At 63.0% G+C, this 15,304-nt stretch carries 16 protein-coding genes and 1 tRNA gene; 4 read left to right on the forward strand and 13 right to left on the reverse strand.

Features of this window, described 5'->3' with window-relative positions:
* From ACFC3J_RS18240 to ACFC3J_RS18270, 7 genes are all read right to left on the reverse strand, one after another.
* The coding region (locus ACFC3J_RS18240) for a sugar phosphate nucleotidyltransferase (protein WP_375197496.1) at positions 1–261 on the reverse strand (261 nt) is incomplete at its 3' end.
* Positions 258–1,244 (reverse strand): aminoglycoside phosphotransferase family protein, encoded by a 987-nt coding sequence (locus tag ACFC3J_RS18245; RefSeq protein WP_375197509.1) that lies wholly within the window; start codon positions 1,242–1,244, stop codon positions 258–260. The genes ACFC3J_RS18245 and ACFC3J_RS18240, both read right to left, overlap by 4 nt.
* Positions 1,241–1,699, reverse strand: a complete 459-nt coding sequence (gene tsaE / locus ACFC3J_RS18250; protein WP_375197497.1) for a tRNA (adenosine(37)-N6)-threonylcarbamoyltransferase complex ATPase subunit type 1 TsaE — start codon at positions 1,697–1,699, stop codon at positions 1,241–1,243. The genes ACFC3J_RS18245 and tsaE overlap by 4 nt, the downstream gene beginning before the upstream one ends.
* Positions 1,692–4,040, reverse strand: coding sequence for a PAS-domain containing protein (locus ACFC3J_RS18255; protein ID WP_375197498.1), 2,349 nt, complete (start codon positions 4,038–4,040; stop codon positions 1,692–1,694). Before ACFC3J_RS18255 ends, tsaE begins: the two co-directional genes overlap by 8 nt.
* A 172-nt stretch (positions 4,041–4,212) precedes the next feature.
* Positions 4,213–5,622: an adenosylhomocysteinase gene (ahcY, locus tag ACFC3J_RS18260; RefSeq protein WP_375197499.1), complete on the reverse strand. Its 1,410-nt coding sequence runs from the start codon at positions 5,620–5,622 to the stop codon at positions 4,213–4,215.
* 124 nt (positions 5,623–5,746) lie between these two features.
* Positions 5,747–6,289, reverse strand: coding sequence for a hypothetical protein (locus tag ACFC3J_RS18265; RefSeq protein WP_375197500.1), 543 nt, complete (start codon positions 6,287–6,289; stop codon positions 5,747–5,749).
* 142 nt (positions 6,290–6,431) lie between these two features.
* Positions 6,432–6,992: a YqgE/AlgH family protein gene (locus ACFC3J_RS18270; RefSeq protein WP_375197501.1), complete on the reverse strand. Its 561-nt coding sequence runs from the start codon at positions 6,990–6,992 to the stop codon at positions 6,432–6,434.
* A gap of 144 nt (positions 6,993–7,136) precedes the next feature.
* On the opposite strand from ACFC3J_RS18270, the gene ACFC3J_RS18275 reads away from it, so the two are divergent.
* The gene (locus ACFC3J_RS18275; RefSeq protein WP_375197502.1) at positions 7,137–7,619 is read left to right on the forward strand and encodes a peroxiredoxin; all 483 of its coding nucleotides are present in this window, start codon (positions 7,137–7,139) and stop codon (positions 7,617–7,619) included.
* Positions 7,620–7,692: 73 nt separating this feature from the next.
* Positions 7,693–9,147, forward strand: coding sequence for an AMP nucleosidase (locus ACFC3J_RS18280; protein ID WP_375197503.1), 1,455 nt, complete (start codon positions 7,693–7,695; stop codon positions 9,145–9,147).
* A 137-nt stretch (positions 9,148–9,284) separates the two neighbouring features.
* On the opposite strand, the gene ACFC3J_RS18285 is transcribed toward ACFC3J_RS18280, so the two are convergent.
* The 5 genes from ACFC3J_RS18285 to ACFC3J_RS18305 form a co-directional block, all read right to left on the reverse strand.
* Positions 9,285–10,058: an alpha/beta fold hydrolase gene (locus ACFC3J_RS18285; RefSeq protein WP_375197510.1), complete on the reverse strand. Its 774-nt coding sequence runs from the start codon at positions 10,056–10,058 to the stop codon at positions 9,285–9,287.
* A 54-nt stretch (positions 10,059–10,112) separates the two neighbouring features.
* Positions 10,113–10,760, reverse strand: a complete 648-nt coding sequence (locus ACFC3J_RS18290; RefSeq protein WP_375197504.1) for a DUF2238 domain-containing protein — start codon at positions 10,758–10,760, stop codon at positions 10,113–10,115.
* Between the two features lie 10 nt (positions 10,761–10,770).
* Positions 10,771–11,796, reverse strand: coding sequence for an aspartate-semialdehyde dehydrogenase (locus ACFC3J_RS18295; protein WP_375197505.1), 1,026 nt, complete (start codon positions 11,794–11,796; stop codon positions 10,771–10,773).
* Positions 11,797–11,947: 151 nt separating this feature from the next.
* Positions 11,948–14,185 carry a DPP IV N-terminal domain-containing protein gene (locus ACFC3J_RS18300; protein WP_375197506.1) on the reverse strand — a complete coding sequence of 746 codons (2,238 nt, stop codon included), beginning with the start codon at positions 14,183–14,185 and terminating at the stop codon, positions 11,948–11,950.
* Between the two features lie 125 nt (positions 14,186–14,310).
* Positions 14,311–14,385: transfer RNA gene (locus ACFC3J_RS18305), tRNA-Val, on the reverse strand.
* A 135-nt stretch (positions 14,386–14,520) separates the two neighbouring features.
* Between ACFC3J_RS18305 and ACFC3J_RS18310 the strand changes: the two genes are divergently transcribed.
* On the forward strand, positions 14,521–14,649 hold the full coding sequence (locus tag ACFC3J_RS18310; protein ID WP_375197507.1) for an entericidin A/B family lipoprotein: 129 nt from the start codon (positions 14,521–14,523) through the stop codon (positions 14,647–14,649).
* A gap of 5 nt (positions 14,650–14,654) precedes the next feature.
* Here the strand turns inward: ACFC3J_RS18310 and ACFC3J_RS18315 are convergent, their stop codons facing one another.
* The gene (locus tag ACFC3J_RS18315) at positions 14,655–14,843 is read right to left on the reverse strand and encodes a hypothetical protein (protein WP_192667035.1); all 189 of its coding nucleotides are present in this window, start codon (positions 14,841–14,843) and stop codon (positions 14,655–14,657) included.
* 173 nt (positions 14,844–15,016) lie between these two features.
* Here ACFC3J_RS18315 and hslV point away from each other — a divergent pair.
* Positions 15,017–15,304, forward strand: a 288-nt coding sequence (gene hslV, locus ACFC3J_RS18320; RefSeq protein ID WP_375197508.1) for an ATP-dependent protease subunit HslV, incomplete at its 3' end; no start/stop codon positions are given.

Here is a 15,304-nt window from a genome sequence, read left to right on the forward strand (position 1 = left end):
CTCCAGCAGCTTACTGCGCTCATCGGAAATGGCGACCTGCATGACGCCGTTGCAATGCGCCTCAAGATGCGCTTCTACCGTGTCGGCCAGATAATGGACGTTGACGACGACTTTCCGGATGCCGCCTGCCGCCAGCCGATCCAGCGCATGGTCCATCAACGGCTTGCCCGCGACCTTGACCAGAGGCTTGGGCCGGGTCGCTGTCAAGGGGCGCATGCGCTTGCCCAATCCGGCGGCCATCAACATCGCGGTGTCGATCATGTGGGAACGTGGTCCTGTAAGGCATGGTGCCGTTTGTCGGCAGGGATGTTCGCCGTGAACCATTCCGCCACGGGCCCAAGTGCCGGATGCACAAGGTCGCGTTCCAGCAAATCCCACATGCGCGGCAACATGGAGAGGTAACGCGGTTTGCCGTCCCGCTTCCACAGCCGCGTGAAGATGCCGATGATCTTCGCGTTGCGCTGGGCACCAAGAACGGCATAGGCCGCGTCGAAATCGGCGGGTGGGTTCGCGATGGCTCGATAATGGGCGAGCATGGCCGCTTCGACGTCCGGCGGCACGTCCCGGCGGGCATCCTGGAGCAGGGATACGAGATCATAGGCGGGATGGCCGGCCAGCGCGTCCTGAAAATCGAGCAGGCCGAGGCCGTGCGAAGCGACCCGGTCGATCAGCATGATATTTTCCGCATGATAATCGCGCAGCACCGTGACGATCGGGCTGGCCGACTGCTCGACGAGCGGCAGCACGGAGTCCCATGCGTCAACATAGGCCTGTTCATCGACGGGAAGGCTGATGGCGGGACAATACCATTCGGTCAGCAGCCCAGCCTCCCGTTGGTAGACCGCGCGGTCATAGGAGGGGACGTCGGCAGCGGGTAAACGGTGCAGGTCGGCGAGAAGATCGACGGCGCGACGGTAAACGTCCAGCTCTGCGGAGGGATGTTCCTCGACATGTTCCTTGACGCGCAGATCGCCGAAGTCCTCAATCAGGACCAGCCCTCCGTCCAGATCCCGCGCCAGGATCCGCGGCGCGGCAAAACCATGGCCGGTCAGATGCTCGGCAATGGCGATAAAGGGGCGCGGGTCTTCATGGGGCGGCGGAGCATCCATCAGTACCGCCCGGCGCGCGCCGGCGATCACGCGGAAATAGCGGCGAAAAGAAGCGTCGCCGGCCAGCGGCACGACGGCCGCATCACCCCATCCCGCTTGCGCGAGGAATGCTGGGGCAGCGGCGGGCGGGATCATATCTGTGACCATCGCTCCGTCCAAGCGTCCGGCACGTTCGCTGTCAAGCGCCGAGCGCCGTCGGGTGTGATGTCGATGTGGAAGCGCAAGGCATCAGGCCAAGCCTCCTCACCCAGCCGGTCTGGCCATTCCACGATCAGCAGGCTGTCCGTCAGATAATCGTCGAGCGCGAGTTCCTCCACTTCCTCCGGCCCGTTGAGGCGATAGAGGTCGACATGGGCGACAGGCAGGCCGACTTCGGGAATGTCATAGGGCTGGACGATGGCAAAGCTGGGACTGGGCGCCTCTTCCTCGAGTCCCAATCCCTCCAATATGCCGCGCGCCAGCGTTGTCTTGCCCGCGCCCAGGCCGCCTTCCAGCGCGATAACGTCGCCGATCCGGACCAGCGCCGCCAGCTTCTGCCCGAAGGCCAGCATGGCTGCCTCTCCGGCGAGGATGATTTCCGCTTCAGCCACGCGGCAGCTCGATCACGACCATGGTGCCCTGCCCCGGCTCCGAAACAAGTTGCAGCGCGCCGCCATGCGCCTCCGCCAGTTGCTTGGCGAGCGGCAGGCCTATGCCCGCCTTGCCGCCGTTGCGGGCCTGCTCCGTGCGGGCCGTGGCGTCGAAGATCGTTGCCTGCCGCTTGGCGCTGATGCCCGGACCATTGTCCGACACTACGAGCCGGGCCTTGTCGCTCTCGCCGTCGCCGTGCAGCAGCACCCGTCCCCCCCTGCTGCAATAGCGCACTGCATTTTCCAGCAGATGATCGAGCGCCTGCCCGATCCGGCGCTTGTCGCCCTGCACGACGCCCAGTGAGCTCTGTATCGTGACCGCCAGATCGATCCCCTTGGCCGAGGCATCGCCCCTGATCCGTGCCACTGCATCCCGCGCTTCGGCGGCAAGGTCGACAGGCGCCTTTTCGACGGGAAGCATCCCCGCTTCGCCCTGCGTCAGATCCAGAACGTTGTCGATCAGCATCGACAGGCGATTGGTGCTCTGGAGGATGCCGTTGACATATTCCTTCGCAGGGTCGCTCATTTCCCCCGCATAGCCCGCACTCATCATTTCGGCGAAACCGGCGATGGTGGTGAGCGGCGTGCGCAGTTCGTAGCTCATGTTGGTCACAAAGGCGGTCTTCACCTTGTCGGCCTGTTCGAGCGCGTCGTTGCGGTCGCGCAGCACCTGTTCGACCCGGCGGCTGTCGGTCACGTCAAGCATCGTGAACAGTGCATTGCCGTCGGGCAGCGGGATGGCGGCAAATTCGAAAATCCGTCCGTCCGCAAAGCCGACATGGCCGACGCGCTGCTTGCGCTCGATGGTGGCAGCGCGGACCAGTTCGCGGACAAGGTTCGCCTGCTGCGGTTTCGCGAGCCGGGACTGAACGGCGCGCATCAGTTCATCGATGCGCGGATGCTTGGCGAGCAGCTCCTCCGAAACGTCCCAGATCGATCGGAACCGGCTGTTCCAAAGCGACAGGCGGCCGTCGGAGGAAAAGACGCCGATCGATTCGAACAGATTGTCGAAGGTTGCCGTCCTGACGCGCAGCAGCGTATCGCGGGCGCTGGAAAGCTGCACCTGCTCGGTTCGATCCTCGAAGATCAGCAGCAGCCCACCGTCAGGCAGCGGTTGCGCATAGACGCGCAAATGCGTGCCGTCGGCCAGCAGCCAGTTTTCCTCCTTGGGATCGGGTGAGAGGAACCAGTCGCGGCGTTCCGCCCGCCAGGCCGGGAAATCGCGGTTTTCAGGCAGGCGCCGCGCCTCGCGCATCTGGTCCAGCACGCGTTCGAAGACGGGATTGTCGGAAAGATGCTCCTGATCCAGCCCAAACAGGCTCATGAAAGGCTGGTTCCAGAAGCGCAGCGCCCGGTCGGAACCGAAGCGCGCCACGCCCGCCGACAGACGATCGAGCAGATCGCGCTGCGCAGCCTCCAGCCGCCGATGTTCGACCCGCGCCTGTTCCAGTTCATTCTGGTCCATTGCGAAACCAGCCACACCCGCACTGCCCAGCGGAACGTCAACCACGCGCATGGTACGGCGCTCGCCATCGATCGTGGCGGGGACCATGCGCTCGATCGGGGTTTCGTCGACGAGGGTCTGCGCAGCGGCGGCCTGCGGCGTCAGGCCGCCCACCGTTTCGACCAGTTCGGTGCCATTGGCGATGACGTCGCGGGCGCTTTCCCCATCTACGGCGCGCACATAAGCCGTGTTGACGAGGCTGAGGCGCATGTCGGCGGTGCGGTGCCACATCGGGAAAGGCGCAGCTTCGACCAGTCCGGCCAGTGCTTCGAGCGCCTCTCTGAGCTGTTCGACCCTGCCTTTGAGCGCCTGAATTTCCGATTGGCTGTCGGTCGCGTCGAATATCCAGAGCACGACCCCACCGCTTTCCGCCAGAACTGGCCCGGCGGGCGCGCCCCGCACGAGCAGCAGGCGGGACGAGTCAACGCCGCGCACCGCCAGCGCGAAGCTGCGTCCGGCGCGCTGAGCAGCGGCGATTTCCTGCGCCAGAAGCGCGGCATCCTGCGGCTCCAGTCCACCGTCGGGCGCCGTCAGTTCGGAAACGAAGGCTGGCGCCCGGTCCTTGCCCAGCCACTTGGCGAGGCGGTCAGCGGTCTCCATGCGGCCGTCGGAATGGATGACAATTGGCGCTGCGGGAGCGGAGGCGAGCAGAATCGAAAGCCGGTCAAGCTTGCCCTGCGCCTGCATGCCTTCGCGGCGCCTGCGCTGGCCGCTGGACAGCGCCCAGATCGCCGCGCCAAGCCATGCGGCCAGCACGACGCCCAATATGACGGCGGCAAGTGGGGTCAACGACGTCATTGCGTCCTACTTCACCCCCATCGCGAAACGCTTGCCCCCACTCATGATCTTCCGGGACTAACGCAAGTCGGATGCAGCGTGAAGCGGTTCGATAGAAAGAAATATTTATCGCGTGGGCGACCAGCGTCGCTTCGCATGAAAAAGGGAGGCCTGAAGCCTCCCTTTTCCTGTTTCAGTAGCGGTAGTGGTCCGGCTTGAACGGCCCTTCCGCCGACACGCCGATATAGGCGGCCTGCTTGGGCGTCAGCTTCGACAGCTTCACGCCCAGCTTTTCGAGGTGAAGCGCGGCGACCTTCTCATCCAGATGCTTGGGCAGCACATAGACGTCATTCTTATACTGGTCCGACTTGGTCCACAGTTCGATCTGCGCCAGCACCTGGTTGGTGAAGCTGGATGACATCACGAAGCTCGGATGGCCGGTGGCGCAACCCAGATTGACCAGACGCCCCTTGGCGAGGACGATGATCTTCTTGCCGTCGGGGAACTGAACCTCATCCACCTGCGGCTTGATTTCGGTCCACTGCATATTGTTCAGACCGGCAATCTCGATCTCGCTGTCGAAATGACCGATGTTGCAGACGATCGCCATATTCTTCATCGCGCGCATGTGGTCGACGGTGATGACGGCTTCGTTGCCGGTCGCGGTGACGAAGATGTCGGCGCGGGTCGCCGCTTCTTCCATCGTTACGACTTCATAACCTTCCATCGCGGCCTGCAGCGCGCAGATCGGGTCGATCTCGGTCACCAGCACGCGGGCGCCGCCGTTGCGGAGCGAGGCGGCCGAACCCTTGCCGACGTCACCGAAACCGGCGACGCAGGCAACCTTGCCGGCCAGCATGACGTCGGTGGCGCGACGGATGGCGTCGACCAGCGATTCCTTGCAGCCGTAGAGATTGTCGAACTTCGACTTGGTGACGCTGTCGTTGACGTTGATCGCCGGGAAGGGAAGCTTGCCCTTCTTCGCCAGTTCGTAGAGACGATGGACCCCGGTGGTGGTCTCCTCCGACACGCCCTTGATCGCGGCAACCGTCTTGGTGAGGTAGCCCGGGCGCTCGGCCAGGAAGCGCTTCAGGGTGGCGACGAAGATTTCCTCTTCCTCGTTGCCCGGCGTGAACAGTTCTTCCCCGGCTTCGACGCGGGCGCCCCACAGCGCGAACATGGTGGCGTCGCCGCCATCGTCCAGGATCATGTTGCAGGTCGTGTCACCCCAATCGAAGATGCGGATGACATAGTCCCAATATTCTTCCAGCGTCTCGCCCTTGACGGCGAAGACGGGGATGCCGCGCGCGGCGATGGCAGCGGCCGCATGGTCCTGCGTCGAAAAGATGTTACACGAAGCCCAGCGGATTTCGGCGCCCAGATCGGCCAGCGTTTCGATCAGAACGGCGGTCTGGATCGTCATGTGCAGCGAACCGGTGATGCGCGCGCCCTTGAGCGGCTGAGCGGCGCCGAATTCGGCACGCAGGGCCATCAGGCCGGGCATTTCGGTTTCGGCGATCTCGATTTCCTTGCGGCCGAAAGCGGCAAGGGCGATGTCGCGGATCACATAATCCTGCGCCTGGGTGGCGGGTGCGGTGGCCACGAGCGTGTCTCCATTGGTCAAGAATGTGCTGGGCCGATCGCGAACAAGCGAAACGGCGGCGATGGGCTGGGCTTTACCAATCGCCGCCGCTCAAGGCAACTCAATATAAAGTTTTCTTTATGTCTTAATCCGCGGACCCTCGCGATGCGACCCGCACAGGCTCTTCGCTTCCGGTTTTCAGGGCCTTCCCCGCAACCGCTATCACCATGTCGCAACGGGCGCCGGAAAGATGCGGAGTGATCCCCGCCGCGTCGGCCAGTTCCAGCAGCGCCGAACGGGTCGACGGCAGCGCGTTGGCCGCGTCAGTGATCGACTGGAGGTCACGGCAAGCGAGGCCATCGGCGCCCGCCCCATAGATGTTGGCCAACCCGGTGACATAATTATCATAGGCGCTGAGCGCGCCGACCGGCCCGGTGGCATCCCGGAAATGCTCGCGCAGTTCATCATTCACCTGCGTCAGCGCTTCCCGCTTTTCCCGGATCAGCCGATTATAGCTCGACAGAAAATTGTTTTCCGTCCCCCGGCATCGCAAGGCCGACACCATCAGCATCATTTCGAAGTCGCGGATTTGCGCCGCTTCCACCGCAGTCTGCTTCCAGCAGGTTGCGGCTGTCGCCGGCGCGAGCGGCATCGTCGCGGCAAGCGCCGCTGCGATCAGTTTCCTCATGGTTTGAACCCCCGTCCAATTGCCCACGGATCAGGGTGCGCTCGTCCGGTTGCCGGAACCTCTACGATAAAGGTTAGCCGGATTTTACCGTGAAGCGTTCAGTTACGTTACGGAAACAATCAGCCGACAGGGCCAAATCCGCTCAGGCCGACCCTGCGCCGCTTACCAGATGGGAAGCGTCCACTCCAGCTGCGGCATAGGCGGCCGACCATTTCCGGGCTGCGGGAAGGTCGAACAGCAGGTCGGCCGTGCAAGCGGCAGGAAACCAGCTTTCTCCGCCCATTTCCTGATCCAGCTGGCCCGCACCCCATCCGGCATAGCCCAGTGCGACCAGATAGCGACTCGGCCCGTTCCCCCCGGCAATGGCCTTCAGTATTTCGAGCGAACCGGACAGGCCCCAGCCCTCTCCAACCTCGACCATGTCGTGGCCGGTCCAGTCCAGCGAATGCAGCACGAAGCCGCGGCGCGGCTCGACCGGCCCGCCGCGCAGGACCGGGACGTCTGGAATATCGCCCGGCTCTATGTCGAAACTCTCCAGCAGGTCATGCAGGGTGACGCCGTCGATCTCGTCGCTGACCGCAATTCCCAGCGCGCCATTTTCGTCATGCACGCACATGGCGATGACCGAATGATCGAAACGCGCATCCTCCATGCCCGGCAGGGCAAGCAGGAACTGGCCGGCATAGGAGCGTGGCTTGTTCATCCCGCAACTATACGCCGCTTCGCGTCTTTGCCAATGGCGGGCTGTCGCTTGCAGGAGGCGACGCGGCACATTCCGCCGCCGCCCCTTGACAGGACGGGCCGCAAGCCCAACGTGCCGCACGTTTAGGAGGCCAGGAGACTGACAATGACCATTTCGAAGGGCGACCGCATTCCCAGCACCACTTTCGTCAAGATGACCGAAAACGGCCCGGAAAAGGTGGCTTCGGACGAGTATTTCGCAGGGCGCACCGTCGCGCTCTTTTCCGTTCCGGGCGCCTTCACGCCGACCTGCTCGGCCCGGCACCTGCCCGGTTTCGTCGACAAGGCCGACCAACTCAAGGGCAAGGGCGTGGACGAAATCGCCTGCACCGCCGTCAACGACGCCTTCGTCATGGGCGCCTGGGGCAAGTCGGCCAATGCGGACGGCAAGGTCACGATGCTGGCCGACGGCAACGGCGAATTCGCCAGAGCCGTGGGCCTGACCATGGATGGCAGCGCCTTTGGACTGGGCGAGCGCGGCCAGCGCTTCTCCATGATCGTCAAGGACGGCGTGGTGGCAGAGCTGAACGTCGAGGCGCCGGGCGATTTCAAGGTCTCTTCGGCCGACCACATGCTTGAGCAGATTTGATTCTTAAGGATGCGCGCCTGCTGTTTCGGGCGCGCATCTTTCTTCGGTCATATAAGTGCGTTACCAAGAGTCGATGACAAGAAGCATCGGCAGCAGCATCGTCGAGGAACTCGACGAAATCTATCAAAGATCGATCGGCAATCTTCGCGAGGCGATGCGCGCCTATGCCGGCGACGGCAGCGTACCGCCGCCCGAAGCGAAGGCGGATCGCCGCTATTGCTACCCTGAACTGCGCATCACCCATCATGCGGAAACCGACGCGCCGCCGCCGGGCCGGTCCTTCGCGCGCCTGTCCAAGCCGGGCCAATATGTGACCACCGTGACCCGGCCCGCCATGTTCGGCGATTATCTGGCCGAGCAGATCGACCTGCTGGTCCGCGATTATGGCGTGGAGGTCGAGACGGCGATCAGCGATCAGCCCATCCCCTTTCCCTATGTGCTGGACGGGCTGGACATCAGCGCGCTGGACGGCACGCCGCCGACGGAGCTGGCCCGCCATTTCCCCGCGACCGAACTGGCGGAGATCGGCGACGAGATCGCAGACGGCCTCTTCATGCCGGACGCGGAGGGGGAACGGCCGCTGGCCTTGTTCGACGGGCTGCGTACCGACTTCTCGCTCGCCCGGCTCAAACATTATACCGGCACGCCTGCCGAGCATGTTCAGCGCTACATCCTCTTCACCAACTATCACCGCTATGTGGACGAGTTCGTGGCCTGGGCCTGCGCTGAACTGAAGCGCGAGGGCAGTCGTTACACGGCGCTTTCCGGCGCGGGCAGCGTCTATGTGACGCCCGAAACCGCAGACCCGGCGCAGATGATCGCGGACAGCGCCTGGCGCAAGCATCAGATGCCCGCCTATCACCTGATCGCGCCGGACCGCAGCGGCATTACGCTGGTCAATATCGGCGTGGGTCCGTCCAATGCCAAGACGATCTGCGACCATCTGGCGGTGGTGCGGCCCGAAGCATGGCTGATGATCGGTCATTGCGGCGGGCTGCGCCCCAGCCAGCGGATCGGCGACTATGTGCTGGCCCATGCCTATCTGCGCGACGACCATGTTCTGGACGAGATGCTGCCGCCGGAAATTCCGGTGCCCGCCATTGCCGAAGTGCAGGTCGCGCTGGCCAAGGCGGCGGAGGCCGTGCTGGGCGGCGGCGACCGGGAGGATTTCAAGCGGCGGTTGCGGACGGGCACGGTCGTCACCACCGACGATCGCAACTGGGAACTTCGCTATTCCAGCTCGGCCCTGCGCTTCAGCCTGTCGCGGGCGGTGGGCATCGACATGGAGTCGGCCACCATCGCCGCGCAGGGCTATCGTTTCCGCGTGCCCTATGGGACTTTGCTCTGCGTTTCGGACAAGCCGATCCATGGCGAGTTGAAGCTGCCGGGACAGGCAAACCGCTTCTACGAGGAAGCCATTGCCGGACATCTCCGCGTGGGCCTCATGACCTGCGAACTTCTGCGGCAGGAAGGGCCGAAGCTGCATAGCCGCAAGCTGCGCGCCTTTAACGAACCGCCCTTCCGGTAAGCATCATTCGTCGCCCCTTCGGGCGGAGCCTGTCGAACCCCTTCTCTTCCCGAAGAGAAGCCAAGCCGTTGGAGTCGCACGGCCTTCGGCTCGACAGGTTCAGGGCGAACGAAGGAAAGAGAGCGCGTGGCAGAGGCTCAGGCGGTGAGGAAATCCACCATCGCCTGACCCAATTCCTTGCGGGTGACGGCGTTCATGTGATTGCCGGGAATTTCGACATAGCGGCCATGGGGCAGCACTGCCGCCAGTTCCTGCGCCACGCCATTGTCCTGATCGTCCGCGCCGCAAATGACTTCGGCGGGCTGGGAGAAACCGGCGATCACCTCTTCCGGCGTATCGACGAAGGTGTTCAGGATATGGAGCATCGCCACCGGATCGCCCTTGGTGGTCTTGAGAAACGCCTCGGTCATCCATTCCGACGTCCCGCGCTCGAAGGTGCCAAGGTTGGTCAGCACATTCTTATAGTAGCCGCCCTTGTCCAGCGTATGAACCAGCCCTCGCAGCCCCATGCCCGCCAATATGACCCGCCGTGGCGTCGCGCCCCGCGCCAGCATCCGAACCGTCGTCCGCGCGCCCAGCGAATAGCCGCCCAGATCATAGTCGGTCAGCCCTAGCTGCTCGACCACAGCCAGATTGTCGTCGGTCAGCGCATCAGCCGGATAGGCGGCGGCGTCATGCGGCTTGCCGCTTTCGCCATGGCCGCGCAGGTCCGGCATGATCAGGCGAAAGCCCGCCTCCGCCAGCTTCGCGGCATGGCCGTAGCGGACCCAGTTGGTGAAGGCGTTGGAGAAATAGCCGTGGATAAGCACCAGATCGCGGCCCCCGGAGACCTTGCCCCCGATCACATGCACCGCAATGGGCAGCCCGCCCAGCCCCCTGATCTCCAGTTTCTCGATCGGCAGGTCAGACATTGCGCCGGACATGAGGGGCTACTCCTTGGGCTGATGACAGCCCGCCGATATGGCCTATGCTTGGCCTTGTCGAGCGAAACGAAGCCAGATCAACGCCAACAGGCTGCCCAACTGCGCGATCCCCATATCCTTTTGCGGGTCCCACATGTCGCCCTGCTGGCCATTATACCAGTCGGCGGTCTGCCCGGCCGCAACCACGCTCAGCAGCCATTCGAAAATCTCGTAAATCGCGCCGACAAAGCCCACCGCGACAAAGGCGAAGGTCAGGCTCCATCCCGTCCGAAGCGCTCCATAGCGCCGCGCCGCCTGCGCGAAAGGCGCCGTCAGCAAGGCGCCGAAGGCAAAATGCACCAGCCGGTCGTAACCGTTGCGGGCAAAGCCGAAAGTGCCGCTGATATCATGTCCGCTAACCGCCCGCGCCCATATGTCATAGGGCACGTAACTGTAGATATAGCGTCCGCCCAAAGTGTGCAGCAGCAGGAAAAGGAGGATGCACCCGACAATGCCATTCGACAGCGGCCAACGGCGCAGCAGCCAGGGGGCCGCCAAAGCCAGCAGGACGGTCGGCCCATGCTGGAGCGGCGCAAGTTCGGGATAGGGCTGATCGATGTTGGCGGCGACGATGGCCGCAATCAGAAGAAGGATCATTCGGCGCTGCGCGACTGGAACGGCTTTCCAGACGGACGCAGCGCCGGAGATCATGTGAAAGGCCTCAGCCCTTCTTCAGATGACGGCGGCCCAGCAGTTCCGCGATCTGCACGGCGTTGAGCGCCGCGCCCTTGCGCAGATTGTCGCTGACGCACCAGAGGTTCAGACCATTTTCAATGGTCGAATCCTCACGCACGCGGCTGACGAAGGTGGCGTAGTCGCCCACGCACTCGACGGGGGTGACGTAACCGCCATCCTCGCGCTTGTCGACGAGCATCACGCCCGGCGCTTCGCGCAGGATATTCTGGGCCTGCTCCGCCGAAATCTCGTTCTCGAACTCGATGTTCAGAGCTTCCGAGTGGCCGACGAACACGGGCACGCGCACGCAGGTCGCCGTGACCTTCACCTTGGGATCGAGGATCTTCTTGGTTTCCGCGACCATCTTCCACTCTTCCTTGGTCGAACCATCGTCCAGGAAGACGTCGATATGCGGGATCACGTTGAAGGCGATCTGCTTGGTGAACTTCTTCGGCTCGGCCGGATCGCCGACGAAGATGTTGCGCGACTGTTCGAACAGTTCGTCCATGCCCTGCTTGCCCGCGCCGGAAACCGACTGGTAGGTGGCGACGACGACGCGCTTGATCTTCGCGGCGTCATGCAGCGGCTTCAGGGCCACGACCATCTGCGCGGTCGAGCAGTTCGGGTTCGCGATGATGTTCTTCTTCACATAGCCGTCGATCGCATCCGGGTTCACTTCGGGCACGATCAGCGGAACGTCCGGGTCCATGCGGTAGAGCGACGAGTTGTCGATCACCACGCAGCCGGCGGCCGCCGCCTTGGGCGCATATTCGGCCGTCGGGCCGGAGCCAGCGGCGAACAGGGCGATATCCCAGCCGGTGAAGTCGAAATGCTCGATATTCTTGCATTTGAGCGTCTTGCCGGTGTCACCGAAATCAATTTCGGTGCCCTGCGACCGGGGCGAAGCGACCGCCGCGATCTCGTCAATAGGGAACTCGCGCTCGGCGAGAATGGTCAGCATCTCGCGGCCCACATTACCGGTGGCACCAACGACGACGACCTTGTAGCCCATGACTTAACACTCCACTCCATGCAAAATTGCGGAAGTGCGCGCCATAGCGGCATTGCGCCATTTGTCCAGTGACAAGCAGTTTATTGCGCCCAAGCGCTGCTTGGGTGGCTTGACGTTGCCGCGAAACAGCGTCCCCGGCAACGTCCCTGCCCTATTTTGCGGGTGTTTCCGGCGCAGTCCCATGGCGGGCAAGAAAATCCTCGATCGTGCGCCACAGATGCACGCTGATGCCGGGGCCGCCGACGCGATGGGTCTGGCCTGGATAAACCATCATCTCGAACGGGACGGCCGCCGCCTGCATCTTTGCAATCAGCGCGGTCGAATTGTCGAACACCACATTGTCGTCGGACATGCCGTGGATCAGCAGCAGCGGGTCCTTGATCTTCACCGCCTCGTCCACCGCGCCGGAGCCGGGATAGGCGCTTGGCTTTTCCTGCGGCTGGCCAAGATAGCGTTCGGTATAATGGGTGTCGTACAGCTCCCACTTCGTCACCGGCGCACCTGCGACGGCCGCCGAAAAGACGCCCGGCGCCTTCTCCAGCAGCTTCAGCGACATATAGCCGCCATAGGACCAGCCATAGGTCGCGATCCGTTTGGGATCGACATAGGGCTGGGTCTTGAGCCAGTTCACGCCCGCAAGCTGGTCCTCGACCTCGACCGTGCCCATCGCGTGGTAAATCTGGTCCTCGAACGCCTTGCCGCGATCGGGCGTGCCGCGATTGTCGACCACGAATACGATCCAGCCCCTGTCCACCAGATATTGGTAGATGGGCGACCCCCATGAATTCGTCACCTGCCGCCCGGTGCCCGGCCCGCCATAATGAGCCATGAAGACGGGATAGCGCTTCCCGGCCTCCAGCGGCGGCGTCATGATCCGGGTGTAGAGCGTCGACCCGTCCGCCGCCTTGATGGTGCCGAACTTCGTCTTCGCGTGGCTGGCGAGGTAGGGCGCATAAGGGTGATCGCCCAGGATCGCATTTTCCGACAGCCATTGCAGTTGCTTGCCCGCGCTGTCGGCCAGATAGACCTGTTTGGGCTGATCCACATTGCTGCGGGCAACGATGATGCGGCTGGCCGCGCCGTCCATCACGGCGTCATTCCACCAGCCCGTCGAGGTCAACTGCCTGAGCGACGCCGCCTTGGCGAGCGACGCCACGTACAGCTGCTGCTCAAGCGGCGTTTCCCTGTTCCCGGTGAAATAGACGAGGCCTCGTCCCTCATCCACGCCGACCACATCACGCACCTCCCAATCGCCGCTGGTGAGCGGCGTCCATTTGCCACCCCGCACATGGTAAAGATGGCCATGCCCGGTCTTTTCCGACCACCAAAGAAAGCTGCCGTCCTTCAGCGGATGGAAGTTGTTGCTGAGATTGATCCAGCTTTTCGCTCTCTCGGTCAGGATCACTTTCGCCTTGCCCGTCGCCGGATCGACGGCGAGCAGATCGAGCGTCTTCTGGTCCCGACTCTCGCGCTGGACATAGAGCGTCCTGCCGTCCTTGGACCAGTCGACGCGGGCGAGGTAGATGTCCTTTTCCGGCCCCAGATCGACTTTGACCGGGGCACCGCCCTGCGGCTTCATCACATAAAGATCGACCAGCGCATTGGGCGTCCCGGCGGCAGGGTAGCGCTGCTCATAGACTTTGGTGCCTTCGCCGCCGATCGCCGTGCGGGTAACGACGCCCACCGGACTTTCATCAACGCGCGCGACTGCAATCAGCCTGTCGTCGGGCGACCACCAATAACCGGTGCGCCGGTCCATTTCTTCCTGCGCGACGAACTCCGCGACGCCCCAGCTGACCGTATCGCTGGCGCCCTGCGTCAACTGCTTCTCCGCCCCGCCCATCGGCTGGACGAAGAAATTGCCGCCACGCACGAAGGATACATAGCCACCTTTCGGACTGACCACACCGTTCAGTTCACCATCGGGCGTATTGGTAAGTCGCGTAACCTTGCCGTCCAGCGCGGCGAGATAGAGGTCGCCGTCAACCGGCACGAGGATCGACTTGCCGTCCGGCGCCCAGTCATAGCTGACAATGCCGGTGCTGCCCGCCACCGATCGGTCCCGCTCCCGCTGCATCTTTTCCGCCTCGGAGAGTTCCGCGCCGCTGCCGGTCCTTTTCGAATCGACCAGCATCCGCTCCGCGCCGGTCGAGCTGTCCACGGCCCATAGATCCAGCCGCTCCTTATCGTCTCTACGCGGTTTCAGCAGCGTCACGAGCTTGCCGTCCGGAGAGAGCTTCAGCGCACGCAGCTGCGGTCCCGACAGGTCCGGACTGGCAAAAACACGATCCAATGTAAGTCTTTGCGGTGCCGGCTTGTTCTGGGCCTGAGCGGAAACGCTCAGAAGCAGCGCGCCGAAGGCAGCGCCGCATTTCCAATATGGCGACATGATCTTCCCTTGCTTACCCGCAGCGCATGGCAACGCCGCGTCATGTGAGCGCAGAATTAGCTCGACGCAGATAAAAAGATCAATGTTGGGAAATAATATTTCTCTTACCATGACCGCTCGGGTCATGGTGGGCGCGACAGGGATTGAACCTGTGACCCCACCCGTGTGAAGGGTGTGCTCTACCGCTGAGCTACGCGCCCCCTGTAAGGAGGAGGCGGCAATTGGCACTGGCCGCGCCGCCTGTCAAGCGCCTCCAATACGCAAATTTCGCCAAATGGACATATTCTCGCTCAGAGCGTTATAATCGATAGGCTATCAAAAGGAGTGCTTACCCCATGCGTCAAACCGTCGCCCTTGTTCTTGCGGGGCTGCTTATTTCATCGCTCGCTGCCTGCAACACGGTAAAGGGCGCAGGCCGGGACATCGAGTCCGTTGGCCGCGCCGGAGAGCGGGTCATAAACTGAGCTGCTTACTGAAGGATGCGGCTGGCGACGGCCGCATCCTTTTCCAGCCGCACGCCATCGCATTCCGGTTCGCCGCAATCGCAGGCGGCAATGGTGTAGCGCACCCCGCACATCACCAGCACATCATGGTCGAAAGAATAGTTGGATATTCCCGCGCGTTCGACCTTTTCCTGCGCCTTGGTCTTGAGGGACATAAGTTTACCTCTTCGCAACATGCCGGCAATAATCCTTGCTGCATTGCACAATGTCAATTGAAGCAGGTTGGTTCCTGAACGGATTGAAATAAATCTGTCCAGAAAATGACACGATTGGACGCTTGCGCCGCCGATGCTTGCGCGTCGCTTTCTTCGCTCCCATATGCCGCACCATGAACGACCAACGCCAAAGCGCCATGCCCGTCTGGCATGGCACCACCATCATGTCGGTACGCAAGAATGGAAAGGTGATCGTGGCCGGTGACGGCCAGGTTTCCATGGGCCAGACCGTGATGAAGCCTAACGCCCGCAAGGTTCGCCGTCTTCATGATGGTTCGGTCATCGGCGGTTTTGCCGGTGCGACCGCCGACGCCTTCACCCTGTTCGAACGACTGGAAGCCAAGCTGGAGCGCCATAATGGCCAGCTGATGCGCGCCGCGGTGGAACTCGCCAAGGACTGG

Source organism: Sphingobium sp. (assembly GCF_041987595.1).
Lineage (GTDB): Bacteria > Pseudomonadota > Alphaproteobacteria > Sphingomonadales > Sphingomonadaceae > Sphingobium.